The following is a 23,738-nucleotide window of genomic DNA, read 5'->3' on the forward strand; positions in this document are numbered from 1 at the left end:
CTCAGCTCTTCTCGAAGCGGAATCCCACGCCGCGGACGGTGGCGATGTAGCGCGGATTGGCGGCGTCGTCCCCGAGCTTCTTGCGGAGCCAGGAGATGTGCATGTCGAGGGTCTTGGTGGAGGACCACCAGGTGGTGTCCCAGACCTCGCGCATCAGCTGGTCACGGGTGACGACCCGGCCCGCGTCCCGCACCAGCACCCGGAGCAGGTCGAATTCCTTGGCGGTGAGCTGGAGTTCCTCGTCGCCCATCCAGGCGCGGTGCGACTCGACGTCGATCCGCACGCCGTGGGTGGCGGGCGGCTGCTGGTGGGACTCGACCGTGCCGCGGCGCAGCAGGGCCCGTACGCGCGCCAGCAGCTCGGCGAGCCGGAAGGGCTTGGTGACGTAGTCGTCGGCGCCGGCGTCCAGGCCGACCACGGTGTCCACCTCGTCGGCGCGGGCCGTGAGGACCAGCACGGGGAAGCCATGGCCTTCGGTGCGAAGCCGCCGACAGACCTCCAGGCCGTCCATGCCGGGCAGCCCGAGGTCGAGGACGAGCAGGTCCACCCCTCCCTTGAGGCCGGCGTCGAGCGCCGTGGGACCGTCTTCGCGCACCTCCACCTCATAACCCTCGCGGCGCAGGGCGCGTGCGAGCGGTTCCGAGATGGACGCGTCATCCTCGGCGAGCAGTACTCGGGTCATGGACTGATGGTAGTCCGCTCGGGCGCACGTCAGAGGTGCACTCAGAGCTACCGAGGGCAACACTTCTCCAAGAGCAAACTCACCTTCGAACGTATGCGAATGGTTCCGGCGTCACCTGTGATCCATGTCTCAACTCCTTCCTTATGCGGGCGGGGTGTGACGTATGGTGACCAGACGTCTGTAGCACCATCGGGGGACCTTCGGCAGAACAACACCGCGTCGAAGGTCCCTGTTGTGCACGGGGCTGCCCCCGCAGCCTTGGAAAACAGTGAATGACCTGTCGGCCGGGTCCGCCGCGCGAAGGTGCGCGGGGGCGTGGATCCCGGCGTACGGCTGTCCTGCCGGGCCCTCGTCAGAGGGGCCGAACCCCTAGGGCGTGGGGGCGGGCAGTGCAGTAGCCGGTGCCGGCCAACCCCCACCCGGGCGCGCAGCAGCTCCACCGCGCGTCCCGAGCACACAAGGATCGACCATGGCGTCCAGCCTGACGAAGGGTGCTGCTCCTCAGGAGACCACTCCTGCTGCCGGCGGCAAGACCTTCTTCGGCCACCCCCGTGGCCTGGCCCCCCTCTTCCTTACGGAGATGTGGGAGCGCTTCAGCTACTACGGCATGCGTGCCCTTCTCGTCGTCTACCTGATCGCAGGCGGCCCGGACGCGAAGCCCGACAGCCAGGGCGGCGGCCTGGCCATGCCCGAGGCCAGCTCGGTGGCCATCTACTCCGCCTACGTGGGGATGGTCTACCTCCTCGCCATGCCCGGCGGCTGGTTCGGCGACCGCGTCTGGGGCCCGCGCAAGACGGTCGCCATCGCGGCGGGCGTCATCATGGCCGGTCACCTGGCCCTGGCCGTCCCGGGCAAGCCGACCTTCTTCGCCGGTCTCGCGCTGGTCGCGATCGGCTCGGGTCTGCTGAAGGCCAACATCTCCACGATGGTCGGCCACCTCTACGACGGTCCGCAGGACCCGCGCCGTGACGGCGGCTTCACGATCTTCTACATCGGCGTCAACGTCGGTGCCTTCGCCGCGCCGCTCGTCATCGGCACGGTCGGCCAGAAGGTCAACTGGCACCTGGGCTTCTCGATCGCCGCGGTCGGCATGGGCCTCGGCCTGATCATCTTCCTGCTGGGCACCCGCCACCTGGACCCGAAGAGCAGCGTCGTCCCGAAGCCGCTGTCGGCCGAGGAGCGCAAGTCGGTGCTCCTGAAGGCCCTGATGTGGTTCGCCATCGCCGCCGCCTTCTACGGCGTCGTCGCGGGCACCGGCCACTTCACGCAGTCGTGGGCCACCGTCCCGCTCGCCCTGCTCGGCGTGGCCATCCCGATCACGGTGCTGACCCGGATCAAGCGCGACAAGGAACTGTCCGCGACCGAGCAGACCAAGGTCAGCGGCTACATCTGGTTCTTCGTCGCCGCCGCCGTGTTCTGGATGATCTTCGACCAGGCCGGCTCGACGATGTCGACCTTCGCCGAGAAGAAGACCGCGGACAACGTCTTCGGCATCGACTTCCCGTCGACCTGGTTCCAGTCGGTCAACCCCCTGTGGGTCATGGCGATCGCCCCGATCTTCGCCTCGATGTGGCTGTGGCTGTCCCGCCGCAACAGCGAGCCCAGCACCACGGTGAAGTTCTCGATGGCCATGGTCATCATCGGTGCCTCGTTCTTCGTCTTCGCCATCCCGATGGGCATGGCCTCCGACGGCACGAAGGTCAGCCCGGCCTGGCTGCTGATGATCTACATGATCCAGACCATGGGCGAGCTGTGCCTCTCCCCGGTCGGCCTGTCCCTCACCACGAAGATGGCGCCGCAGAAGTACGCGAGCCAGATGATGGGTGTCTGGTTCCTCGCGGTGACCGCGGGTGACTGCACGATGACCCTGCTGACCGAGGGCGGTGTCGACCTCAACGGCAACGGCGTGATCCTCGGCCAGGCCGCGGCCGCGACGCTGGCCGGTCTCGCGGTGTGGATGTACCGCAAGAAGATCGAGGGTCTGATGGGCGACGTCCGCTGACCCGTCACTCTTCGTGACACTTGGTGCCCCCGGCGCGATGACGCGCCGGGGGCGCTTTGCGTTGCGGCGGATGTAGAGGGGGCGCCTTCGCGCCCCCTCCGCCTGTTCAAGCTGTTCAAGCCGCCGTGCGGCAGTCGCGGCACCTGCCGGGGGCAGCGGCGCGGAAGGCCCGTTCACAGCCGTCACAGGTACGCAGGGGCAGGGGCCGGTCGCGCCGCTCCGAGGGCTCCGGAGGCTGCGCGGGGAGTACGGGCGGCAGCCACGCCTTCAGGCGGTAGCCGAGGAGGCGGGCCGGGCGGGCGATCACACCCATGGGGAGCTCGCCGCTGAGCGTACGGGCGAGCTGGGTGGGACCCACGCCGCGGTCGAGCCATGCGCGTACGCCCGGGGCGAGCGTCCTCACGTCCCGCTCGGAGAGGATCAGCCGCGGGTCGCGGCGGCGCAGGCCCGCGAGGAGGTCGGCGGCGGGCTGATCGACGGGCTCATCGGCGGGTGGGTGGGGTGTGTCGTCCCGCCGCCTTCGCTTGATCAAGTCGACCACCCGGCGGCGGGGGCGGGGCTGGGGCACGCTGCCGTCGCGGCAGCCGGGATGCTCGTACCAGTTGGTGCGCGTCACCATCCGCCCGCCCTCGCACCGCACCCGCCGCCGCTCCAGATACCCGGCCGCCTCCAGCTCCCGCAGTGCGCGTGCCAGCACGATCTCGCCTTCGCGGAAGCGGCGGGTCAGATCCTTGATGCCGATGGTCGCCCCGTCGGGGAGGGACTGGATGTACACCCCGATGCCGATCGCCACGGCGGAGAGGTGGGGGTGCTGGGCGAGGTGATTGCCGACGACGGTGAAGTTGGCGTCGTGGCGGTGCCGGACGTGGACCACTCCGCGCGCAGATGTATGCGCGCTAAACTGCGCTTCAGTCATGGGGAAGGGTCTGACTTCCTTGATGATCAGGCCCTCGTCCGGGATGCCAGTCCCGGCGGGGGCCGTCGTCTGTATGGGAGTTGTGGCGCGAACGTACCGCGCCGGTGCCCATGCCTGCCACCTTGTCACCCGATAGGGTGACGTGTGCGGTATGGAGTGGTTCGGTTCTTTCCCCCATTTCTTTAACGGGACGTCGGGGATTGCCGGTTGACGGCGAACCGGGTCCTGGAAACGTCGATCCGGCGCCGGCCCGATCCCCCTTGCATCACAAGCAGAAGCCCCGTCCGCGCGTACGGGCGGGGCTGTTGTGGGACGGCTCAGACGAGGTCGACTCCGGCCTGGGCCTTGATGGTGTCCACGGCGTCACTCGTGAGCCACCTAAGCGGCACGACGGTCCATCGGTCGCCCTTGCGCATGATCACGGCGTTGCCGTCCTTGGTGCGCCCGATGTGCACGAACCCATGGTCGCGCCGCAGATCCTTCGCCAGGTGCTCGCCGTGGATCATGCGCTACTTCCCTTCACGCTCCTCGTCGTCGGCCATGCTGCTGTAGACGCTACCGTTCTGGGACACCTGCGTATCGGGGTCGGTGACCTGGTCCCTGTTCTCGTTCGGGTCCCACTCGTCGTCCTTCTTACCCATGTTCACGCTCCTTCCGGTCCAAGGCCGCGTTGTCACGCCGCCGTGGCGAAGACGCTAGGAACCGAGGAACGCCGACGGCCACGAAGTTGCGGGCGATTGCAGGCGAGTTACCCGAGAGCGTTGATCGCGGCAGCGATGAGTGGCCTGGCCCGAGCGCCGTACACGGCCAGTCGTTGCAGCTCGGAGAAGGCCCGGGTGTACAGATGCGTGTCGTTGGGTGCCGTGAGCGTCACGTCGGCGGACAGCAGCTCGACCCCGGCCTGTGCGTCGTCGAAGATCGTGAACGGCTCGATCACCCACATCCGGCGCTCCGCCGTGAACGGGATGATGCCGAGGGACACACGAGGCAGGGACATGACCGTGAGGAGATGTCCGAGCTGCCCGGCCATCGTCTCGGCGTCCCCGATTCGATGCCGTAGGACGCCCTCCTCCAGCAGGACGGCGAACCGGTGGTCGCCCTCGCGGATGACATGCGAGCGGGCCATCCTGGCGCTGACGGCATCCTCGACGTCGTTGGGGATACGGCGGAAGTCCGTGATGGCGGACAGGAGCGCCGTGGCGTATGTGGGTGTCTGGAGCAGACCCGGAACGACGTGGGAGCAGTAGACCCGGAAGAGCTTGGTCCGTTCGTAGAGAGGGACGTACGACTCCTGGAGCCTGCGAAGTCCCGTGCGCTGCAACCGGCGCCACTCCATGTACATGGAACTGGCCGTACGCGAAGCGGCGATGAGGTCGGTGGCCTGGTCCTCGGCTCCGCAGGCGAGGCACCAGGCCCGGAGGTCGGCATCCGACGGCAGAGTCTTCACGTTCTCGATCCGTGACGACTTGGACGGATGCCAGCCGCACCGGAAAGCCAGCTCACGTCCGGTCAGCCCGGCGTCAAGACGGATCTCCCGCAAGCGTTCCGCGATGGACTTGCGGGCCTCCTGGACGCTGGAGGACGGGGAGGCGGTCATGAGCCGGCAGTCCGTTGGCGCCCGCCGTCAGACCTTGAACCTCTCGTGCGGGATACCGCGCTCCCACACCGCCTCGAACGCGGAGGCGCACAGCTTCGCCACGGCGGGGGTGTCGGTGAAGTCCTCCCCGACGTACTGACCGTTTCCGGAGAAGTAGCCGAACCGTACAACTCGGTCGTCGAACAACCAGAAGTCGTTACCCGGAAGCGCGATGTCGGATGCTTGTCGGCGCGGCAGCCAGCGGACCTGTTCCCCGGCCTCGATGTTGAGCTGCGTTCCCTCGTGCTCGAACCGGATGTAGTCACTCACCGGCTCGGAGACGATCCGCGCACGGCGCATGACCACGCCACGGGCGAGAGTGCGAGCTACGAGCTCCAGCCATTCGCGTCGGCGTCCCATACGGTCGTACCGACTGCTGCGGTCACCGGCCTTCCAGGCTGCGAAGTCGGCGTTCTCCTCGGCCACGCCATAGGCGTCCCGCATCTCCAGGTGCACCGCCGAGCGCTCCGACGAGTTGATCAGCTCGTCAAAGTCGAACACCTTCAGCGACATCACAAGCCTCCCTGATGGCGGGGATCATCCGGAACGGAATCCTCACCACCGCCTCGGTCTCCGGGATCGGGCCCGTCTCCCGGCATTTGGCCAATGTCTCCTCCCCGGCCTTCCAGCCTTGGAAGAGGATCTCTTCGGCCTCGTCGTCCACCCAAGCTGTCGGGCAGTCCTTGCCGTCGGTGTGGGGATCTTTCGCGATGAACCGTAGCGCCATAACTGCCTCCCGTGTCGAGACTGTTGCGGTCGGTTGCATGACCATCGGTCTTCCGTACCGACCCGGTCAAGGAGGCGTGCACGGAATTGCAGAACGTCGGGGGACGACAGCGACGCCGGGTAACCCGGCCTCTCCCCCGGCGGGGCATCAGGAGTGCGCCGACTTCGCGTGCCGTCCGAGGACCTGGTCCAGGGATTCCGCCGCCCTGAACCGGCCTTCGCGCCGCGCGGTCGCCCGCGCCAGAATGATCTTCGAGCACTCCAGGCAGCGGGTTGAGCCAGTGACGGTCCTGATGTCGATCATCGCGGGCTCACCACCCGGTGCGCATCCACGAGGTGGCCGAGGACCCGCTCACCGCAAGCAGCCTCCGCCACCGGGTCCCGCCTGGCCCACGCCCGGGTGCGCGCCGCGTCGAGGCGAACACACTCGGGGCACGTCCTGGGGTCGCCGTGGACGGTCGCGGACGGGCCAACGAACTCGACCAGCAGCGATGTGAAGGGGTGCGCCATAGCTGTGGCCGCTCCCCATTCCACAGTTCCGCCCGACTCGGGCCCATGCCGTACCACCTGCCCCTCGACCAACCCACCCAGACTCATCGATCGCCTGTTCATATCGGCTCCGCCTCCGCGTGTCCCGACCATTACGGCCGGGCAACTCCTGTATGGAGCCCTAGAGTTGTCGACCGTTCCGCGTGACCACTAGAGATCGATGTCCCCAATGGCGATTGGGGAGATGGGGGTTGCACACGTGCCGGCAAGACCGCGCCAGCTGACACCGGACCGCTCCGCCCGCGACTTGTTCGGCGCGAAGATGCGTGCGCAGCGTGACCGGGCGGGGATAACTCTTGAGGGGCTGGCATCCGTGGTGGCCATCGGCAAGTCCCATCTGTCCCGCATTGAGACAGCCGAGGCCATGCCACCGCCTGACCTACCGGGCAAGCTGGACGACGCATTCGGTACGGATGGGATTTTCGAGGAGCTGTACAAACTCGCTCGCCGGGAAATCCACCCCGATCAGTTCCGGCGCCGAATGGAGCTGGAGACGCGAGCGCGGCTGATCCAGCACTACACCGGGCAGATCGCGCCAGGGCTGGCGCAGACAGAGGAGTACGCAAGGGCTCTGTTCGAGACGTACAACCCCCGGGCGACACCGCACGAGATCGAGGAACTGGTGACGGCTCGACTGACGCGGCAAGCTCTGTTGCGGGCCGACCCGGAGCCGGATATCTCCTTCATCCTCGATGAGGCCGTGATCCGGCGCACTGTCGGCGGCCCGGCGGTCATGCGAGCCCAACTCGACCGTCTGGCAGGGCTTACCGTCACAGCCACCACCACCTTGCAAATCCTGCCCTTCGCCCATGGGGGTCACGCCCTGATGGGCGGAACGCTGACGCTCATGACCCTGCGCGACGGAACGCAGGTGGCCTACGAGGAGTCCATCTCGACCGGGACCCTGCTCGAGGACGCTTCGGACTTCACCACTCGTGACCGTGCCTACGATCTCCTAAGCCCTGATCCACCGACGTGGTTTGGGGAGTGATCTTGTGACCGGTTTCGAGCCGGTTTGAGGTCGGTGGTTGGGCATGGGCAGGTTGTAGTCGCTGGTCTGCCCAGCTTTTCCACGGGTTCGGTTCCGGTTGGGCCCTGGCGGTGGGCGGGTCGGGTAGGGGCTGGTCGTGTCAGCCGGGTGGGCCGTGGACGGTGTCGAAGAGGTGTGTCCAGGCATGCTGCCAGGGCCAGTTGTGCGGCAGGTGCAGGGTGATGCGTCGTGCGGAGCGGGCGATCCGGGCCGGAACCTGGACCAGGTGGGTGCGGAGAGTGGCGGTGGTGGCCTTGGCGTGGAAGGCGGAGGCCAGTGCGCCGGCCGCCCGCAGCAGGTTGCAGGTCATCGCCCACAGGGTCAGCCAGGCGGAGTTGGCATGGAAGTGTCCCGAGGGCAGGTGGGCCAGGGCGGAGGCTTTGCTGTCGGCGATGACCTGTTCGACGACGGCGTGGTGGCGGTGTTCTTGCTCGGCCTGGAGGGTCCGGGCGGGATTGTCGGTGAAGAACGGGTGGTAGCGCCAGACGGGGAACAACTCGCCCTGCTCGCCCACGGTGGCGGGTTTGGCGAGGTCACGGACCCGGCGCACGATCAGCCGGGCCGTGACCCGCGAGGCTTTCCTGCGGCTGACGAAGGCGGCGTAGACGGGTATCTCGGCGACTTCGGCGTCCGAGATGAGGTCGCCGGTCTCCGGGTCGGGCACTGCGGTCGGGTAGGTGATCTGCTGCCAGGCGGTGTCGGGGATGCTGTGGATGGCCCGTTTGATGGAGGGGTTCATGCCGGTGGTGACCGAGAAGTGGGCGCCGGCCCGGCGGCAGGCGGCGATGACACCGGCGTTGTAGAACTGCGAGTCCGCGCGCAGGATGCGCATGCCGGTGCAGCCGGCCTCGACGGCGGTGGCCAGGGCCTCGCTGACGAGTTTCGGGGCGCCGCGGGAGTCGGCGGCTTTGCCGCGGCGCATCCGCACGGTGGCGATCACCGGCCGGGAGGCGGGGGTGCAGATCGTGGCGAGCAGGGGGTGCAGGGTGCGGATGCCTTTGAACCGGCCGTACTCGGCACCCTGCTTGGCCCGGCCGTAGACGCGTTTGTGGGTGGAATCGACATCGATGAATGCCTTCTCGTCGGAGCCGGGCAGCAGCGGGGTGTGCGCGGCCAGTTCCGCGAGGAACCTGCGGTGGACAGCGTGGAGTTGGAGGGCATGGCCATGGGTGAAGGAGCGGAGGAAGGTGCCCAGGGTGGACGGGGCACGGATCCCTCGGAACACGGTCGGCATCGCGCCGTGGCGCAGCGCGCCCAGGTCGTCGATGCTGTCGGCCCCTGCGGCCATGCCGGCCACGATGCTGGTGACCTTGGCGTCCGCCGCCGCACCCGCGCCGTTCTTCGCCCCGGTCAGCCTCACCTTCTCCGTCACCAGCCGGGGCAGACCGCACCGCCCGGCCAGTCGCATCACCGGGACCAGCCCGGCATGCGCGATCAGATTCGGGTCATCGAACACGGCGGAGACCGCCGCTGGCGTGTGGGAAACTTGCATCTCGGAAGTGCCTTGCTGATTATGCGTGCTGGAAGCCTGAAGAACTCCCATCATTGCAGGTCACAAGGCACTTTCTTGTTTTCCAAGACGTTATCCACAAGGCGTCCGGCGGTGGATCAAGGCTAAGCGCATCCGCACTGTCGCCGGGTGACTCGGCGGCTTTCATCCGGTCCGTCATGGAGGCCTTACCTGATGAGCACCACCCTTGATCTGTCCGGCGTCGAGTGGGTCAAATCGAGCTTCAGTGGCAACGGAGGCGACAACTGCCTTGAGTGGGCCCCCGCCCTCGCTCCCTCCGGTGCCATCCCCATACGCGACAGCAAGAGCCCCCGTATCCCCGCCCTCATATTCGAGCCGACCGCATGGACCGAATTCGTCGCCGAGCTCAGAGCGGCCGGAGGCCACCTGTAACAACCGCCGCGAGCGCCCGCCTCAGGAATCCGGTACGGTGAAGCCGCCCAGGACCGGGAATCCGTAGGCCGGAACCCAGACGCTGAATGCCGAGGGTTTTGCGATCCGGGCCTCATAGCTTGGGGCTCGGATCAGCCCTTGAGCCACCTCCCCGGCATTGCCGCGGCGCGGACCAGAAGGTCCTGACGTGCGGGCGACGCCAACTGGGCCATCCGCTCAAGGACTCGGCGGGCCCTCCCGTCCCTCCGGGTCCCTCTCCGGTGTGAACCACGGCAGTGGGCCGCCCGGGGCCGTGCGGGGCGCGGTCGGAGCGGGAGGGCGTGGGCGTACGCGGTTCACCAGCAGCATGCCCAGGCGGAACACCCCCGCCGGGATCACCACGCACAGCAGGATCCAGAAGAGGGTCACGCCCCACGGGCGGCTCACGTCCCACGGTTGCTCGATCAGCACCTTGTCGCCGTATTCGAGGGAGACCAGGTAGTCGCCGTACGCGCCCGCCGAAAGCTCCACGTCCATGGGGACCCGCGCCCGCGCGCCCGCGGCGATCGTGCCGCGCCAGCGCTGTTTCTCCCACTCGGGGGCGAGCACGCCGTGCGAGGTGCCGAGCCGGAAGACGGGGTCCTTGGCGGGCTCGGAGCCCAGGTTGCCGACGGTGACGACCAGCCGTCGGTGCGGGGGCGCGCCGAACCACGTGAGCAGGCCGCTCGAACCCTCCAGCCTCGCGTCCAGGACGCCGAGCCGTTCACCGCCGGGCTGCCGCGGCAGGGACGCGACGGGGTGTCCGGCCACTTTGAAGACCGCGTCCGCGGCCGTCGGGTCGCCCGAGACCGTCGCCACGTGCACCACGCAGGGGCACGGTCTGGGCGGCTCGGCGACCGGGATCCGTCTGCTGAAGCGGCCGTCGGCGCCGGTGGTCACGGTGCGCCCGTCGGCGTTGGCGCAGGTGTTGGTGCCGCCGATCATGTTCTGGCCGCAGATGAGCAGCGTGAGCAGGGTGCGCGGGCGCCAACCGGTGCCGCTCACCGTGATGTCGGCGCCCTTGCCCGCCTCGGTCCGGTCCAGCCGGAGGGCGGGCCCGTCCGCGGCCGCCCGCCCTGCGGGCAGCAGCATGAACACCAGCGCCAGCAGGACCGCGACGCCGCCCGCCCGGCGGGCGTTCACGCCGCCGCTCCCGTACGCCGGGCGCGGCGGAAGCGCCGTACGAGCAGGACCGTGGCCGCGGCGAGGGCCAGTGCGAACCCGCCGAGGACCGGGAGCACCCACACGAGGGGCGTGTACGAACCGGAGGCGGTCGCGCGGGCGGCGCCGGGCGCGGTGGCCGTCAGGTGGACCCGTACGGAGTCCAGGCGCGGCGCGTCCGGCCACCTCTCCGTCAGCCGTACGCTCCGGCCGGGCGCCAGCTCCGTGGGCACGCCCGCCGCCGTACGGCGCAGGACCGTGCCGAACAGGCCGTCCGCGCGGATCGCCAGGCGCGGGGAGAGCACGGTGTTGCCGCGGTTGACCAGCGCGTAACGGATGACCGCGCCGCCACCCTCGCGGCCGACCCGTACGTGTTCCACGGCGAGCGCGCGCAGCGCGGGGGCGCCGGTCACCCGCAGCCCCAGCCGTACGCGCACCTGCCGCCCCTCCCCGCTGACGACGAGCGCCCCCGAGTGGTCGCCCGGCTCCGCGGCGCTCGGTACGGCCACGGTGAAGGGGACGTCCGCGCGGGTACGGGCCGGGATCCGCACGCGGCGCGCGGCGAGGGCGATCCACGGGCCGTCGCCGTGTACGTCGAGCGAGCGCGCGGTGTCACCGGGGTTGACGAGGGAGAGCTTGTCCTCGAAGACGGTGCCGGGGTCGCCTTCCAGGTAGAAGGACGAGCGGTCGTCGGGGCGGGGCGCGCCCTTGCCCGCGGGGGCGGGGGCGGTGGTCCAGGGCTTTGCTCCGGCGAATGCGGTGGGGGTGGCGAGGAGGAGCACGCCTATGGACAGGGCTGCGAGGTGGTGCGGCTTCATGGGCGGCTCCCCTGTGCGTCGGCGGACGGCGGTTTTCCCCCAGCCCTGCCCCTTCCCGGCTGTGTCGATTTGCGGCTCCGCCGCGTGAGGGAGAGACCCCCGGCCCCCCGAAGCGGCTACGCCGACCTGCGCCTCGTCAGCCACAGTGCGCCCGCCACGCCCGTCAGCAGGACCGTTCCGCCCAGCGTGCCCAGGGCCACCGCGGAGTCCGCCGGTCCGGTCTGGGGCAGTTGGCCGCCGCCGGAGGAGCCGCCGGTCGCCGTCGACCCGCCCGTACCGCCCGTACCGCCCGTACCACCGGACCCGCCCGTGCTGCCCGAGCCGCCCGAACCACCCGTCGTGGAACCGCCCGTGGTCGAGCCCCCGCTCGTGGAGCCGCCCGTGGTCGAACCGCCCGTCGACGAGCCGCCCGGCCCCTTCACGTCCAGCGTCAGTGACGGCTTGGGGTTGTTGGAGGGCGTGCAGGTCGTCGTCGTGCCGAGGGCCGAGATCGTGAGGGTGGAGGCGGTGAAAGTGACGGTGCCGCTCTTCTTCGGGGTGTAGGTGCCCGACAAGTCGCTGATCTTGATGGGGGTGTTGGCGGGGATCTCCTCGGAGTTGGCGGGGCCGTCCACGGCCACCGTGCCGCTCTCCGCACCGCCGAGCTTGATGACCGCGCTCGGCTTCATCGCGCCCTTGCCGAGCGGGATGGGACTGGAGGAGACGCCCTTCTGGAAGGACATGGTGAGCTTGTAGGAATCGCCGCTCGCGACGCCCTTGATGTCGATGGGCGACACCGCGCTCTTGTCCCCGATGGGGGTCTTGCACTGATAGTCGACGTCGACCGTGTCGGCGTGCGCGGCGGGTGCGACCAGCAGGATCGCCCCTCCGGCCACGGTCGCGGCGAGCGCGAGCGCGCCCGTGCGGCGAGTGGGACGGCGTTGGATGCGGTACACCTCGGGTTCCCCTCTCGTCCGGTGCCGTAGCCGTGCATCACTGACGGCACATCAGATCGGGCGCCGACAGTACGCCGGGGACCTTGCGGAGGGAAGACACGGAACGCGCCGCGCTCACGGCCGCCGAGGGGTCACGCGGGTGCGGCGAGCTCCGCCCAGACCGTCTTGCCGGCGCCGCTCTCGTTCCGCACGACTCCCCAGTCCAGACAGAGCCGCTGCACGATGAACATGCCGTGGCCGCCCGGGCGGCCCGCGCGGTGCGGGGTGCGGGGTGCGGGGGTCCCGGCGCCGAGGTCGACGACCTCCAGCCGCAGCACCTTGCCCGCGAAGCTCACCCGCAGCTCCTCCGGGCCGTCGGCGTGCAGGCAGGCGTTGGTGACCAGCTCGGAGACGACCAGCAGGACGTCCTCGGCGGCCGCGCGGTGGTCGGCGGTGGCGGCGGGCAGCCAGCCCCAGTCGTGGAGCGCCTGGCGGGTGAAGTCACGGGCCCTGGGTACGGCGCCGCTGGCCCCGACGAGGCGGAGCCGACGGACCTGTCCCCCCGGTGGCGGGAGGTGATCGGGGGAAGCGCCGCCCGCGTCCGGACCGGGCTCGCCCGGCGGCGGGTACGGCCGCGTGGTGCTCATCAGCGCTTCACCTCACCGATTCACCGACTCAGAAAGAATTTGTTGGATACCAGGCACATTGAACAGATTCAGCAGACTTCTGCCCGACCGATCCGCGGGAACACCCACTTCTTCGGCGCGACTCCTGCGACACGGGTAACCCGGGGGGTTACACACAGGTGGGGGAGGTGACGCCGGTCACTCGGCGATGGCCGCATCGAGTGTGTCATGCACGGTGAAGACGGCTTCGGCGCCCGTGATCTCGAAGACCCTGGCGACGACCGGCTGCATGGCGGCGAGGTGGATTCCCCCACCCGCGGCCTCGGCGGTCAGTCTGGCGCCCAGCAGGACATTGAGCCCGGTGGAGTCGCAGAACTCCAGCTTCGAGCAGTCCACGACCACGCGCGCGCTGATCTCGCCGACGCAGGCTTCGAGGGGCTCTCGCAGCAGCTCCGCCGTGTGGTGGTCGAGCTCACCTCTCGGCGTCACGATCGCGCTCGCTCCGTGGCGCCGGACCTCCACATTCAGCCGGCCCCTGTTCGCACTGCCGACCATTTCGCGGTCCATGCGCATCCCTTCCCGGTTGCTTGCGTGGACAGGTCGGAACACTACGCCTTCGATACGGCGTCCGGTAGCCGAACATCCGTTATTTACGGACAAAGCGGGATAACACGGACTTGCCATGGAGTGGTGAAGACCGATAGGGCTAGTAGAGGACATCCACCACGGACGGCTTTGGAGGCGCCGCAAACCGCAGCAAGAAGTCAAGGCATCGGCGGCCATATGCCGAGAATGATGGAGGACACCATGTCACCCCGGCTCGACGCATCGCGCACCGGAACCCTTCGGGAGACCGCGTCGTCGACAACTCCGCCCGAACAGATCGCGCCCGAGAATTCCGGGCTCCCCGTGATCCCGCCGTACGACGAGGTGGGGCCGGACGACGCGCGGGCCCTGTCCAAGACCCTTTTCGCCCGCCTCGCGGAGCTGGAAGAGGGCACCCACGAATACTCGTACGTCCGCAACACGCTGGTCGAACTCAACCTGGCCCTGGTGAGGTTCGCCGCCTCGCGGTTCCGCACCCGCAGCGAGCCGATGGAGGACATCGTCCAGGTCGGCACGATCGGCCTGATCAAGGCGATCGACCGCTTCGAGCTCGGCAGGGGCGTCGAGTTCCCCACCTTCGCGATGCCGACGATCATCGGCGAGATCAAGCGGTTCTTCCGTGACACGAGCTGGTCCGTGCGCGTACCCAGGCGGCTCCAGGAGCTCCGCCTCGAACTGGCGAAGACCCGCGACGAGATGGCGCAGCAGCTCGACCGTGCCCCCACGGTCGGTGAGCTCGCCGAGCGGCTCGGCATCGCCGAGGAAGAGGTCATCGAGGGCATGGCCGCGAGCAACGCGTACACCGCGAGCTCGCTCGACGCCCAGCCCGCCGAGGACGACGACTCCGAGGGCACGCTCTCGGCCCGCATCGGCTACGAGGACCACGGCCTCGAGGGCATCGAGTACGTGGAGTCCCTCAAGCCGCTGATCGCCGAACTCCGGCCCCGGGACCGGAAGATCCTCTCCCTGCGCTTCGTCGCGAACATGACGCAGTCGGAGATAGGTGAGGAGCTGGGCATCTCCCAGATGCACGTCTCGCGGCTGCTGTCGCGCACGCTGGTGCGGCTGCGTCGGGGGCTGATGATCGAGGAATGATCCGGACGTCTGCGATCCGATCGTTCGCGGCGGTCGATCGCAACGGGTCATTTGCGATGGCAGACGAACTGTCGGCTGCCGTCGTCACCGGTCTGGATCACGGCACTCGCACACCCCTCGGGGCACCGTGGCGGCGCGGCGTGCGCGCTGCGGCGGCGCTCCGGGGGGTGATCGCAGGTCGAGCAGTACCAGACGGGCGCGTACGGGTAGGTGACGTCCCACCACATCGGACTGCCGCAGCGCCTGCACCTGACCAGGGGCGGCCGGCTCTGATTGACGTTCACCCGGGCATGGTCCCGCGCCGGGCCCCGCGTCCGGCCGCGGCCGGACGGGTCCTCACCCGTACGGGGACTTCACGCCTGACCGCGATATCAGCCAAATCAAGCCCGTCCGGCGTTTGAGGACAAACCAGGCGCCAATTCGCAACGGCCGTCAATCCGCCGCCCCCGCATCCAGCGGAAAGTGCAAGATGGCGCCATGAGCGTGAGCATAGACATCACCCGCCTGCCTCCGGAGCGCATCGTCTTCGAAGCGTCGCCGCTGGCCGAGCTGTGCCTCGCGCTGCACGTCCTGTCCGAGCCCGGCCACCACCCGGGGCTGGCCGGCTGGGCCACGGCCACGACCGCCGCGCTCCGGCAGGATCTCGCCGAGCGGCTGCGCGAAGCGGACTTCCTGTGGCGGCACACGTTCTCGGACCTCTTCATGCCCTTCGCAGGGCTGCGCGGCGGCGACGGCAGGACGGGCCGGACGCTCGCCGAGGAACTGGACCAGCTGGACCGGCTGGACGACGAACAGTTCGTCACCACGGCCCTGGAGTTCGCCTGCCTCGCGTCGTACGACAAGGGCGGCCCCTCGCCGGTCGCCGACCTGCCCACCCGGGCCAGGACGCTGGAGCTGGCGGCGGCCCGTGGCCCCCGGCAGATGGACTTCGCCGAGCGGCTCCTGAAGGACCCCGCCGCCATCCGCGCCTGGGTGCGCCGCCTGGTGGAGGACTGCGACGACGCCTTCTTCGCCGGCATCTGGCGCGAGGCCGAGCCCACGCTGGCCGCCGACGCCCGGCACAAGACGGAACTGCTGCGCCGCAAAGGGCTCGGCGAGGCGCTGGCCGCGGTCTCTCCCGCGATCACCCTGGAGGAGGGCGGCACGCTCATCCGGGTCGACAAGCTGGCCGAGGGGCACGCCACGGCGGTGGACCCCGCCGTGGGGGCGGGCCTGACGTTCGTACCCTCGCGCTTCGGCTGGCCGCACCTGATGGTGCTGCACCGGCCCGGCTGGCGCCCGGTCGTCCACTACCCGGTCGGCTCCCCCGACCTGCCCCCACCCGCCTCGGTCGAACTGCTCCAGCTGCGCCTGGAGGCGCTGGCCCACCCCGTACGCATCAGGCTGTGCCGCAGCACGGCGCGCGCCCCGCACACCACGGGGGAGCTGGCCGGGGTCCTGGGCATCAGCGCGCCCGAGGTCTCGCGCCATCTGTCCGTGCTGAAGAAGGCGGGCCTGATCACGACACGGCGGCGCGGCCGGTACGTCAACTACCAGCTGGACGTCATGGCCGTGGCCCGGCTCAGCGGCGAATTCCTGGAGGGCATCCTCCGCTGACCCTCGAGGCCGGCGTCCGGGGCCGCACCGACCCGCGTACGCAGAAAGAGGGAGACGAGTACGAAGCATCCCTGCGTAGCGACGTCTCGGAGGATCATCGGCGACATGAGCGAAGAGTGCTGCACCGGCCCGCATCACTTCTGCAAGGGGTGCCGGGGAAGCGGGTACTACCAGGCGCTCACGCTCTATGTGAGTCAGTCGTGCCAGGCGGGGGAGATGTCCGCGGCCCACACGTGCACGGCGTGCCGGGGGCGCGGGTTCTTCTGCAGGCGGTTCCCTCCGTGCGAGGACGAGCACGAGGACGACACCCCGGCGATCGGCCCGGATGTCGTCCCGCCCGTGTGACGCGGGGCGCCCGGGGCTACTTCGTGCACAGCGCTGTGGACAACACCTTCAGGGCCGCGGCGTCGGCCTGCGGGGTCTTGGTCATGTCCTTCGAGAGGGCGAGGGTGATCTGGCGCTCGCCGTCGGCCGAGGTGAAGCTGAAGGTGTTGTAGCCGGGGACGCTGCCGGTGTGGCCCCAGACCGGCTTCTCGCCGGGGCAGTAGCCGGAGTTGCTCTCCAGGCCCAGGCCGTACTTGCGGTTCTCGCCGCGGTCCGTGTCGTGCAGGGTGTTCATCTCGCGCCACAGGTGCGAGGGGAGCAGCTTGCCGCCGGCGAGCGCGCGGTAGAAACGGTTCAGGTCGGCGGTGGTGGAGACGATGTTGCCGGGGCCCCAGAAGGCCGTGGGGCTGAAGTCGGCGAAGTCGGTGGGGGCGCTCTCGCCGGGGAACTGCTCGTAGCCGTGCAGGTGGGGGCCGGACAGCCGCTCGGAGGTGGGGACGGACGTGCCGGTGAGGTGGAGCGGACGCACGATGCGCCGGGTGATCGCCTTGTCGAGGGTGGTGCCCGTGAGCTTCTCGACGAGCATGCCGAGGACGACGTAATTGGTGTTGGAATACGCCCACTTGCCCGCCTCGCCGGGCTCGAACGTGCGCGGCTCCTGGATCGCCATGTCCACCAGCTCGCGGGGCGTGTGGTGGGAGTGCTGGAGGGTGCGCACCGGATCGTTCTCCCGCCGGAGGACGTCGATGTAGTTGGCGAGTCCGCTGGTGTGGTCGAGCAGCTGCCGTACGGTGACGGGCGTGCCCTTCGCCGTGTCCGGGACCAGGCCGGGGAGGTGGCGCCCGATGGGGTCGTCGAGCCCGGCCTTGCCCTCGGCGACGAGCTGGAGGACGACCGTGGCGACGAAGCTCTTGGTCACGCTCCCGACCCGGAACCGGTCCCCCGGCCGCGCCCGGCGCCCGTCCGTGAGGTCGGCGACACCGCTGCCGCCGCGCCAGACGCCGCCGCCGTCACGCACCTCGACGACCGCACCGGGCACGCCCTCGGCTATCACTCCGTCCAGTGCGCGCTGGAGGGCGGCCCGGTCGGCGCCGCGGGCGGCGGGCGCGGCGGCGACGGCGGGCCCGGCGGCGGGGGCGAGGGCCGCGGCGGCGAGCACTACGGAAACGGCGGCGGTTCGGCGGCGCATGATCGGATGCCTCTCGGTGGCGACTGGCTGATGCACCATCAACCTATGCCGCACCCCACCTCGACATGATCATGACCAGGAATGATCGCGCGACGGCGACCCCTTAGAGGTCCCCCTGAAGGCGACTCGGGGTTCCGGCGGCGGGCGCCGGTCAGAGCTCGCGTACGCCCGAGCGCCAGACCGCCGAGACCAGGGGGACCCCGGGGCGGTAGGCGAGGTGGACGTGCGAGGGGGCTTCGAGGAGGCTGAGGTCGGCCCGGGCACCGGGGGTGATGCGGCCGATGTCCGTACGGCGCAGGGCCGCCGCGCCACCCGCCGTCGCCGACCAGACGGCCTCGTCGGGGGTCATGCCCATGTCGCGCACGGCCAGGGCGATGCAGAAGGGCACCGAACTCGTGTAGGACGAGCCGGGGTTGCAGTCCGTGGACAGGGCGACGGTGGCGCCCGCGTCGAGCAGGCGGCGCGCGTCGGGCCACGGGGCGCGCGTGGAGAACTCCGCGCCGGGCAGCAGCGTGGCCACGGTGTTCCCGTTGGCGAGGGCGTCGACGTCCGCGTCGGTGAGGTGGGTGCAGTGGTCGGCGGAGGCCGCGTCCAGCTCGACGGCCAGCTGGACGCCGGGGCCGTACGAGAGCTGGTTGGCGTGCACGCGGGGGATCAGCCCGCGGGCGGCTCCGGCGGCGAGGATCGTACGGGCCTGGTCGCCGTCGAAGGCGCCCTTCTCGCAGAACACGTCGACCCAACGGGCGTGCGGCACGCAGGCGTCGAGCATCGGGCCGGTGACGAGGTCGACGTACGCGGCGGGGTCGTCGGCGTAGTCGGGGGAGACGATGTGGGCGCCGAGGTAGGTGACCTCGTCGGTGTGGGCCGCGGCGATCCGCAGGGCGCGGGCCTCGTCCTCGACGGTGAGGCCGTAGCCGGACTTGGTCTCCAGGGTGGTGGTGCCCTGGCGCAGCGCCTCGCGCAGGTGGCGGAGGAGGTTGGCCTCCAGCGCCTCGTCGCTCGCGGCGCGGGTGGCGGCCACCGTGGTGCGGATGCCGCCCGCGCTGTAACTCTGCCCGGACATGCGGGCGTTGAACTCCGCGGTGCGGTCGCCCGCGAAGACCAGGTGCGAGTGGGAGTCGACGAAGCCGGGGAGCACGGCCCGGCCGCCGGCGTCGACGCGATTGTCAGTGGCGGGTGCTTTGCTTGAAGCACCGACCCAGGCGACGCGGTCGCCGTCGATGACGACGGCCGCGTCCTGGACCGTGCCGAGGGGGCCTGTACCGAGGGAGGGGTCGTTGGTGACGAGACTGCTGATGTTGGTGATCACCGTGGTCGCCATGGTGGCGCGGCACTCCTTCGGGTTCTGCCGGGTTCGGTTGACGGGAGGCGCCGGGCGGGGCGCCCGGGCGGCCCGGGACGTCAGTCGCGGAGGGCCGCGATGGACTCGGCGAGAGCGCCCGCCACGTCCGGTACGAGCTGGTGCGCTCCCTCGCGCACGACATGGCGGCCGCCGACCACCGTGTCCCGCACGTCCGCGTTGGTCGCCGCGAATACGGCCGTCTCGGCGCCCAGCCGCGGCGGCGGGCCCGCGGTGCGCACCGAGTCGAGGGCGATCGTGGTGAGGTCGGCGAGCGCGCCCTGCTCGATGCGGCCCGCGTCGTCCCAGCCGAGGGCCGCGTGGCCGTCGGCGGTGGCGGCGCGCAGCAGCTGAGCCGCCGTCCAGTGGCCGCGGGTGTGGGAGTGCAGCCGCTCGTCCAGCTCCATCGCGCGCGCCTCTTCGAGGATGTCGATGACGGCGTGGCTGTCGCTGCCCAGCGAGAGCGGGGAGCCCGCGCTCTGGAGTTTGTGGGCGGGGCCGATGCCGTCGGCCAGGTCCCGCTCCGTGGTCGGGCACATGCAGATGCCGGTGTGCGAGTGACCGAGGAGGCGGATGTCGCCCGGGGTGAGGTGGGTGGCGTGGACGGCCGTGGTGCGCGGCCCCAGCACGCCGTGGTCCGACAGCAGTGCGGTCGGGGTGAAGCCGTGGGCCTCGACGCAGGCGTCGTTCTCGACGGTCTGCTCGGAGAGGTGGACGTGCAGCGGGGCATCGCGCTCCTGCGCCCAGGCGGCGACGGTGCCCAGCTGGTCGACGGGCACGGCTCGCACGGAGTGGACGGCCGCGCCGATGCGGGTGTTGCCGTCGCCCTTGAGCTCGGCGGCGCGCTCGGCCCACGCCTCGGCGGTGCCGTCGCTGAAGCGGAGCTGGTGCTGGTTGGGCTCCGCGCCGAAGCCGGAGGAGAGGTAGCAGGTGTCGAGGAGGGTGATGCGGATGCCCGCGTCGGCGGCGGCCGCGATCAGGGCCTCGCCCATGGCGTTGGGGTTGCCGTAGTGCCCGCCGCCGGGAGCGTGGTGGAGATAGTGGAACTCCCCCACGGCGGTGATGCCGGCGAGGGCCATCTCGGCGTAGGTCGCGCGGGCGAGCGCGAAGTAGGACTCGGGGGTGAGGCGGTCGGCGACGCCGTACATGACCTCGCGCCAGGTCCAGAAGTTGCCGGGCGCCCGCTCGGCGGCCTCCGCCGCGGCCCGCCCGCCGTGCGGCCGAGCGGGCGCGGCCGTGGCGTGGCCCGCCTGGACGACGCCGCGCAGGGCGCGGTGGAAGGCATGGGAGTGGGCGTTCGCGAGCCCGGGGAGCGTGAGTCCGCGCAGCGTCACCGCGCCGGGCGGCGGAGCCGTGACGCCCCGGCGCACGGCGGAGATCCGGCCGTCGTCGCCGGTCTCCACGACCACGCCGGGCTCGACCCCGGTGTCGAGGAGGGCGTGCTCCGCCCAGTAGGTCTGCCTCGTCAGCGACACGCCAGGCCCTCCAGTACGTCGGCGAGTGCGGTCACCCCGGCCAGGCAGTCGTCCTCGGCCGCCGTTTCGGCGGGTGAGTGGGAGACACCCGTGGGGTTGCGTACGAACAGCATGGCGGTCGGGATGGCTCCGGAGAGGATTCCGGCGTCGTGTCCCGCGCCCGTCCCGAGGACCGGGAGGTCCGCGCGGCCGGTCTTGCCCAGGATCCGGCCGAGCTCGTCGCGCAGGGCGTGCTCGAATTCGACGACGGGGGTGAAGGACTCGCGGGTGACCGCCACGTCGATGCCGTCGCGCTCGCCGCGCTCCAGGGCCGCCTTCTCGATCTCGGCGACGACCAGGTCGAGGGTGTCCTGGTCGGCGGCGCGGGAGTCGAGCCAGCCCCGGACCAGGGAGGGGATGGCGTTGACGCCGTTCGGCTCGACGCTGACCTTGCCGAAGGTGGCGAGGGCACCGGCGAGGCGGGCCTTCTTCCGGGCGGCGAGGACGGTGTTGGCGTAGGTGAGCATCGGATCGCGGCGGTCCTCGATGCGGGTGGTGCCCGCGTGGTTGGCCTCGCCGTGGAAGTCGAACCGCCAGCGGCCGTGCGGCCAGATGGCGGAGGCGATGCCGACGGGGTGCTCCGTGTCGGCGAGGGCCCGGCCCTGTTCGACGTGCAGCTCGATGAACGCGCCGATGCGGGAGAGGCGCTCGGGGTCGGCGCCGATGGCCTCCGGGTCGTGTCCGGCGCGCTCCATGGCCTGCGGCAGGGACACCCCGTCCGCGTCGCGCAGCGCGTGGGCTTTGTCGACGGTGAGCTGTCCGGCGGTCAGGCGGGAGCCCACGCAGGCGAGCCCGAAGCGGGCGCCTTCCTCGTCACCGAAGTTGACGATGGCGAGGGGGCGGGTCGGCCGCGCGCGGCGGGCGCGGAGCTCGTCGAGCGCGGCGAAGGACGACACGACGCCGAGGGGGCCGTCGAAGGCGCCTCCGTCGGGGACGGAGTCCAGGTGGGAGCCGGTGACGACGGCGTCGCCCGCGGTGGGGTCGCCGAGCCAGGCCCACTGGTTGCCGTTGCGGTCCGTCTCGTAGGCGAGGCCCCTGGACTCCGCCTGTGCCCGGAACCAGGCGCGGCAGTCGGTGTCTGCTGCGGTCCAGGCGTAACGGCGGTAACCGTTGGTCTCGGGGTTCCGCCCGAGGGGGCGCAGGTCCTGCCACATCTCGTGGAACGAGGGTACGTGGGCGGGTGCGGCCCGGTGGTCGGGTTGTGCCCACCCGTCCCGCCCTGCGGGACGACTGCCCACAACCTGCTCGTGCCCGGGGTCCGGGGCGGAGCCCCGGCTTCGGGGGTCCGTCACGCCGTGTCACCCTCCCGCATCGGGACGCGGACGCCGCGGTCCTCCGCCACCGACTCCGCGATGTCGTAGCCCGCGTCGACGTGGCGGATGACGCCCATGCCCGGGTCGTTGGTGAGGACGCGGCGGATCTTCTCGCCCGCCAGCGGCGTGCCGTCGGCGACCGTCACCTGGCCCGCGTGGATGGAGCGGCCCATGCCGACGCCGCCGCCGTGGTGGAGGGAGACCCAGGACGCGCCGGAGGCCACGTTGACCATGGCGTTCAGCAGCGGCCAGTCGGCGATCGCGTCGGAGCCGTCCAGCATGGCCTCGGTCTCGCGGTAGGGGGAGGCCACCGAGCCGCAGTCGAGGTGGTCGCGGCCGATGACGATCGGCGCGGACAGCTCGCCCGAGGCCACCATGTCGTTGAAGCGCTCGCCCGCGCGGTCCCGCTCGCCGTAGCCGAGCCAGCAGATGCGGGCCGGCAGGCCCTGGAAGTGGACGCGCTCCTGCGCCATCTTGATCCAGCGCGCGAGGGACTCGTTCTCGGGGAAGAGGTCGAGGATCGCCTTGTCCGTGGCGTGGATGTCCTTGGGGTCGCCGGACAGCGCCGCCCACCGGAAGGGGCCCTTGCCCTCGCAGAACAGGGGGCGGATGTAGGCGGGCACGAAGCCGGGGAACGCGAAGGCCCGGTCGTAGCCCGCGAGCTGTGCCTCGCCGCGGATGGAGTTGCCGTAGTCGAAGACTTCGGCCCCGGCGTCCATGAAGCCGACCATGGCCTCCACATGACGGGCCATCGACTCCCGGGCGCGCTGGGTGAAGTCGGCGGGCTTCTCGGCCGCGTACGAGGCCATCTCGTCGAAGTCGACGCCGACCGGCAGATAGGCGAGCGGGTCGTGGGCGGAGGTCTGGTCCGTGACGATGTCGATGGGCGCGTTCATGGCGAGCAGCTGCGACACGAGCTCCGCCGCGTTGCCGAGGACGCCGATCGACAGCGGGCGGCGGGCGTCGCGCGCCTCGACCGCGAGCTGGAGGGCGTGGTCGAGGGAGTCGGCCTTGACGTCGAGGTAGCGGTGCTCGATGCGGCGCTCGATGGCGCGCGGGTCGCAGTCGATGCACAGGGCGACGCCGTCGTTCATGGTGACGGCGAGCGGCTGGGCACCGCCCATGCCGCCGAGCCCGGCGGTCAGGGTGATCGTCCCGGCGAGCGTGCCGCCGACCCCTCCTTTACCCATTGAATGCAGCTTGGCGGCGACGGCGGCGAACGTCTCGTAGGTGCCCTGGAGGATGCCCTGCGTGCCGATGTAGATCCACGAACCGGCCGTCATCTGGCCGTACATGGTGAGGCCGAGGGCCTCAAGACGCCGGAACTCCTCCCAGTTGGCCCAGTCGCCGACGAGGTTGGAGTTGGCGATGAGGACGCGCGGGGCCCACTCGTGGGTCTGCATCACACCGACCGGGCGGCCGGACTGGACGAGCATCGTCTCGTCCTGCTTCAGCGTCTGCAGCGTGCGGACCATGGCGTCGAAGGAGCGCCAGTCGCGGGCCGCCTTGCCGGTGCCGCCGTAGACGACCAGCTTGTCCGGGTGCTCGGCGACCTCGGGGTCGAGGTTGTTCTGGAGCATGCGCAGGGCGGCTTCCTGCTGCCACCCCAGGGTGCTCAGCTGCGTGCCTCGCGGTGCTCGGACGGGTCGCGGTCCGGACATGGGCCCTGCCTCCCTGGCGCTGCTCCGGTGAGAACCGGTGGTCTGAAGAGATCCATTGAATAGAACACTTCACATCTTGTGGCAGTGAATACCGCCAGTCAACAGGTCGGCCCGCCGGAA

At 70.5% G+C, this 23,738-nt stretch carries 25 protein-coding genes; 6 read left to right on the forward strand and 19 right to left on the reverse strand.

The window, feature by feature from the left end; all coding sequences use genetic code 11:
• Position 1 precedes the first annotated feature (1 nt).
• Positions 2-682 carry a response regulator transcription factor gene (locus DXZ73_RS18665; RefSeq protein ID WP_116212120.1) on the reverse strand — a complete coding sequence of 227 codons (681 nt, stop codon included), beginning with the start codon at positions 680-682 and terminating at the stop codon, positions 2-4.
• Positions 683-1,151: 469 nt separating this feature from the next.
• On the opposite strand from DXZ73_RS18665, the gene DXZ73_RS18670 reads away from it, so the two are divergent.
• Entirely contained in the window at positions 1,152-2,684 is a 1,533-nt protein-coding gene (locus DXZ73_RS18670) for a peptide MFS transporter (RefSeq protein ID WP_116212121.1), read from the forward strand.
• A 115-nt stretch (positions 2,685-2,799) separates the two neighbouring features.
• On the opposite strand, the gene DXZ73_RS38230 is transcribed toward DXZ73_RS18670, so the two are convergent.
• The 7 genes from DXZ73_RS38230 to DXZ73_RS38235 all read right to left on the reverse strand — a co-directional run bounded on the left by DXZ73_RS38230 (position 2,800) and on the right by DXZ73_RS38235 (position 6,266).
• Positions 2,800-3,600, reverse strand: a complete 801-nt coding sequence (locus tag DXZ73_RS38230) for a helix-turn-helix domain-containing protein (RefSeq protein ID WP_162890248.1) — start codon at positions 3,598-3,600, stop codon at positions 2,800-2,802.
• 317 nt (positions 3,601-3,917) lie between these two features.
• Complete coding sequence (locus tag DXZ73_RS18680; RefSeq protein WP_116212123.1) at positions 3,918-4,106, reverse strand: hypothetical protein; 189 nt, start codon at positions 4,104-4,106, stop codon at positions 3,918-3,920.
• A 3-nt stretch (positions 4,107-4,109) separates the two neighbouring features.
• Positions 4,110-4,241 (reverse strand): hypothetical protein, encoded by a 132-nt coding sequence (locus DXZ73_RS40090; RefSeq protein ID WP_275898583.1) that lies wholly within the window; start codon positions 4,239-4,241, stop codon positions 4,110-4,112.
• A 107-nt stretch (positions 4,242-4,348) separates the two neighbouring features.
• Positions 4,349-5,197: a helix-turn-helix domain-containing protein gene (locus DXZ73_RS18685; protein WP_116212124.1), complete on the reverse strand. Its 849-nt coding sequence runs from the start codon at positions 5,195-5,197 to the stop codon at positions 4,349-4,351.
• 27 nt (positions 5,198-5,224) lie between these two features.
• Positions 5,225-5,749: a DUF6879 family protein gene (locus DXZ73_RS18690; protein WP_116212125.1), complete on the reverse strand. Its 525-nt coding sequence runs from the start codon at positions 5,747-5,749 to the stop codon at positions 5,225-5,227.
• Positions 5,724-5,963 carry a hypothetical protein gene (locus DXZ73_RS18695; RefSeq protein ID WP_116212126.1) on the reverse strand — a complete coding sequence of 80 codons (240 nt, stop codon included), beginning with the start codon at positions 5,961-5,963 and terminating at the stop codon, positions 5,724-5,726. Before DXZ73_RS18695 ends, DXZ73_RS18690 begins: the two co-directional genes overlap by 26 nt.
• Positions 5,964-6,110: 147 nt before the next feature.
• Positions 6,111-6,266 (reverse strand): hypothetical protein, encoded by a 156-nt coding sequence (locus tag DXZ73_RS38235; protein ID WP_162890249.1) that lies wholly within the window; start codon positions 6,264-6,266, stop codon positions 6,111-6,113.
• Between the two features lie 414 nt (positions 6,267-6,680).
• Here DXZ73_RS38235 and DXZ73_RS18705 point away from each other — a divergent pair, with 414 nt between their 5' ends.
• Positions 6,681-7,502 carry a helix-turn-helix domain-containing protein gene (locus DXZ73_RS18705; protein WP_425315848.1) on the forward strand — a complete coding sequence of 274 codons (822 nt, stop codon included), beginning with the start codon at positions 6,681-6,683 and terminating at the stop codon, positions 7,500-7,502.
• A 139-nt stretch (positions 7,503-7,641) separates the two neighbouring features.
• Here the strand turns inward: DXZ73_RS18705 and DXZ73_RS18710 are convergent, their stop codons facing one another.
• The gene (locus tag DXZ73_RS18710; RefSeq protein WP_116211950.1) at positions 7,642-9,033 is read right to left on the reverse strand and encodes an IS1380 family transposase; all 1,392 of its coding nucleotides are present in this window, start codon (positions 9,031-9,033) and stop codon (positions 7,642-7,644) included.
• Positions 9,034-9,225: 192 nt separating this feature from the next.
• On the opposite strand from DXZ73_RS18710, the gene DXZ73_RS18720 reads away from it, so the two are divergent.
• On the forward strand, positions 9,226-9,444 hold the full coding sequence (locus tag DXZ73_RS18720; RefSeq protein ID WP_116212128.1) for a DUF397 domain-containing protein: 219 nt from the start codon (positions 9,226-9,228) through the stop codon (positions 9,442-9,444).
• 216 nt (positions 9,445-9,660) lie between these two features.
• Here DXZ73_RS18720 and DXZ73_RS18725 read toward each other — a convergent pair whose 3' ends face one another.
• The 5 genes from DXZ73_RS18725 to DXZ73_RS18745 form a co-directional block, all read right to left on the reverse strand.
• Positions 9,661-10,554 carry a neocarzinostatin apoprotein domain-containing protein gene (locus DXZ73_RS18725; protein WP_116215697.1) on the reverse strand — a complete coding sequence of 298 codons (894 nt, stop codon included), beginning with the start codon at positions 10,552-10,554 and terminating at the stop codon, positions 9,661-9,663.
• 47 nt (positions 10,555-10,601) lie between these two features.
• Positions 10,602-11,441, reverse strand: a complete 840-nt coding sequence (locus DXZ73_RS40095; RefSeq protein ID WP_116212129.1) for a hypothetical protein — start codon at positions 11,439-11,441, stop codon at positions 10,602-10,604.
• A gap of 116 nt (positions 11,442-11,557) precedes the next feature.
• Entirely contained in the window at positions 11,558-12,376 is an 819-nt protein-coding gene (locus DXZ73_RS18735) for a peptidase (RefSeq protein ID WP_240351406.1), read from the reverse strand.
• Between the two features lie 131 nt (positions 12,377-12,507).
• Positions 12,508-13,002 (reverse strand): ATP-binding protein, encoded by a 495-nt coding sequence (locus tag DXZ73_RS18740; RefSeq protein WP_116212130.1) that lies wholly within the window; start codon positions 13,000-13,002, stop codon positions 12,508-12,510.
• A gap of 177 nt (positions 13,003-13,179) precedes the next feature.
• Complete coding sequence (locus DXZ73_RS18745; RefSeq protein ID WP_116212131.1) at positions 13,180-13,548, reverse strand: STAS domain-containing protein; 369 nt, start codon at positions 13,546-13,548, stop codon at positions 13,180-13,182.
• A 240-nt stretch (positions 13,549-13,788) separates the two neighbouring features.
• Between DXZ73_RS18745 and DXZ73_RS18750 the strand changes: the two genes are divergently transcribed.
• The 3 genes from DXZ73_RS18750 (at position 13,789) to DXZ73_RS18760 (ending at position 16,623) form a co-directional block, all read left to right on the forward strand.
• Entirely contained in the window at positions 13,789-14,682 is an 894-nt protein-coding gene (locus tag DXZ73_RS18750; RefSeq protein ID WP_425315849.1) for an RNA polymerase sigma factor SigF, read from the forward strand.
• Positions 14,683-15,159: 477 nt separating this feature from the next.
• Positions 15,160-16,278 carry a DUF5937 family protein gene (locus DXZ73_RS18755; RefSeq protein WP_162890250.1) on the forward strand — a complete coding sequence of 373 codons (1,119 nt, stop codon included), beginning with the start codon at positions 15,160-15,162 and terminating at the stop codon, positions 16,276-16,278.
• Between the two features lie 105 nt (positions 16,279-16,383).
• Positions 16,384-16,623: a hypothetical protein gene (locus tag DXZ73_RS18760; RefSeq protein WP_116212132.1), complete on the forward strand. Its 240-nt coding sequence runs from the start codon at positions 16,384-16,386 to the stop codon at positions 16,621-16,623.
• Between the two features lie 16 nt (positions 16,624-16,639).
• On the opposite strand, the gene DXZ73_RS18765 is transcribed toward DXZ73_RS18760, so the two are convergent.
• The 5 genes from DXZ73_RS18765 to hutU form a co-directional block, all read right to left on the reverse strand.
• Positions 16,640-17,791, reverse strand: coding sequence for a serine hydrolase domain-containing protein (locus DXZ73_RS18765; RefSeq protein WP_162890251.1), 1,152 nt, complete (start codon positions 17,789-17,791; stop codon positions 16,640-16,642).
• Positions 17,792-17,942: 151 nt separating this feature from the next.
• The gene (gene hutI, locus DXZ73_RS18770; RefSeq protein ID WP_116212134.1) at positions 17,943-19,112 is read right to left on the reverse strand and encodes an imidazolonepropionase; all 1,170 of its coding nucleotides are present in this window, start codon (positions 19,110-19,112) and stop codon (positions 17,943-17,945) included.
• Between the two features lie 80 nt (positions 19,113-19,192).
• Positions 19,193-20,605, reverse strand: a complete 1,413-nt coding sequence (locus tag DXZ73_RS18775) for a formimidoylglutamate deiminase (protein WP_205519183.1) — start codon at positions 20,603-20,605, stop codon at positions 19,193-19,195.
• Positions 20,596-21,798 carry an allantoate amidohydrolase gene (locus DXZ73_RS18780; RefSeq protein ID WP_116212135.1) on the reverse strand — a complete coding sequence of 401 codons (1,203 nt, stop codon included), beginning with the start codon at positions 21,796-21,798 and terminating at the stop codon, positions 20,596-20,598. Before DXZ73_RS18780 ends, DXZ73_RS18775 begins: the two co-directional genes overlap by 10 nt.
• A gap of 134 nt (positions 21,799-21,932) precedes the next feature.
• Entirely contained in the window at positions 21,933-23,618 is a 1,686-nt protein-coding gene (gene hutU / locus DXZ73_RS18785) for a urocanate hydratase (RefSeq protein ID WP_116212136.1), read from the reverse strand.
• Between the last annotated feature and the right edge of the window lie 120 nt (positions 23,619-23,738).

Origin of the sequence: Streptoverticillium olivoreticuli subsp. olivoreticuli, assembly GCF_003391135.1 — a bacterium.
Taxonomy (GTDB): Bacteria; Actinomycetota; Actinomycetes; order Streptomycetales; family Streptomycetaceae; genus Streptomyces; species Streptomyces blastmyceticus.

Coding starts and splice junctions, on each gene's coding strand:
- DXZ73_RS18720 (WP_116212128.1), top strand. CDS start 9,226: ATGAGCACCACCCTTGATCTGTCCGGCGTCGAGTGGGTCAAATCGAGC.
- DXZ73_RS18670 (WP_116212121.1), top strand. CDS start 1,152: ATGGCGTCCAGCCTGACGAAGGGTGCTGCTCCTCAGGAGACCACTCCT.
- DXZ73_RS38235 (WP_162890249.1), bottom strand. CDS start 6,266: ATGATCGACATCAGGACCGTCACTGGCTCAACCCGCTGCCTGGAGTGC.
- DXZ73_RS38230 (WP_162890248.1), bottom strand. CDS start 3,600: ATGACTGAAGCGCAGTTTAGCGCGCATACATCTGCGCGCGGAGTGGTC.
- DXZ73_RS18695 (WP_116212126.1), bottom strand. CDS start 5,963: ATGGCGCTACGGTTCATCGCGAAAGATCCCCACACCGACGGCAAGGAC.
- DXZ73_RS18690 (WP_116212125.1), bottom strand. CDS start 5,749: ATGTCGCTGAAGGTGTTCGACTTTGACGAGCTGATCAACTCGTCGGAG.
- DXZ73_RS40090 (WP_275898583.1), bottom strand. CDS start 4,241: ATGGGTAAGAAGGACGACGAGTGGGACCCGAACGAGAACAGGGACCAG.
- DXZ73_RS18765 (WP_162890251.1), bottom strand. CDS start 17,791: ATGCGCCGCCGAACCGCCGCCGTTTCCGTAGTGCTCGCCGCCGCGGCC.
- DXZ73_RS18685 (WP_116212124.1), bottom strand. CDS start 5,197: ATGACCGCCTCCCCGTCCTCCAGCGTCCAGGAGGCCCGCAAGTCCATC.
- DXZ73_RS40095 (WP_116212129.1), bottom strand. CDS start 11,441: ATGAAGCCGCACCACCTCGCAGCCCTGTCCATAGGCGTGCTCCTCCTC.
- DXZ73_RS18745 (WP_116212131.1), bottom strand. CDS start 13,548: ATGGACCGCGAAATGGTCGGCAGTGCGAACAGGGGCCGGCTGAATGTG.
- DXZ73_RS18740 (WP_116212130.1), bottom strand. CDS start 13,002: ATGAGCACCACGCGGCCGTACCCGCCGCCGGGCGAGCCCGGTCCGGAC.
- DXZ73_RS18760 (WP_116212132.1), top strand. CDS start 16,384: ATGAGCGAAGAGTGCTGCACCGGCCCGCATCACTTCTGCAAGGGGTGC.
- hutU (WP_116212136.1), bottom strand. CDS start 23,618: ATGTCCGGACCGCGACCCGTCCGAGCACCGCGAGGCACGCAGCTGAGC.
- DXZ73_RS18780 (WP_116212135.1), bottom strand. CDS start 21,798: ATGTGGCAGGACCTGCGCCCCCTCGGGCGGAACCCCGAGACCAACGGT.
- DXZ73_RS18680 (WP_116212123.1), bottom strand. CDS start 4,106: ATGATCCACGGCGAGCACCTGGCGAAGGATCTGCGGCGCGACCATGGG.
- DXZ73_RS18755 (WP_162890250.1), top strand. CDS start 15,160: ATGAGCGTGAGCATAGACATCACCCGCCTGCCTCCGGAGCGCATCGTC.
- hutI (WP_116212134.1), bottom strand. CDS start 19,112: ATGGCGACCACGGTGATCACCAACATCAGCAGTCTCGTCACCAACGAC.
- DXZ73_RS18705 (WP_425315848.1), top strand. CDS start 6,681: ATGGCGATTGGGGAGATGGGGGTTGCACACGTGCCGGCAAGACCGCGC.
- DXZ73_RS18665 (WP_116212120.1), bottom strand. CDS start 682: ATGACCCGAGTACTGCTCGCCGAGGATGACGCGTCCATCTCGGAACCG.
- DXZ73_RS18750 (WP_425315849.1), top strand. CDS start 13,789: ATGTCACCCCGGCTCGACGCATCGCGCACCGGAACCCTTCGGGAGACC.
- DXZ73_RS18710 (WP_116211950.1), bottom strand. CDS start 9,033: ATGCAAGTTTCCCACACGCCAGCGGCGGTCTCCGCCGTGTTCGATGAC.
- DXZ73_RS18725 (WP_116215697.1), bottom strand. CDS start 10,554: ATGCTGCTGCCCGCAGGGCGGGCGGCCGCGGACGGGCCCGCCCTCCGG.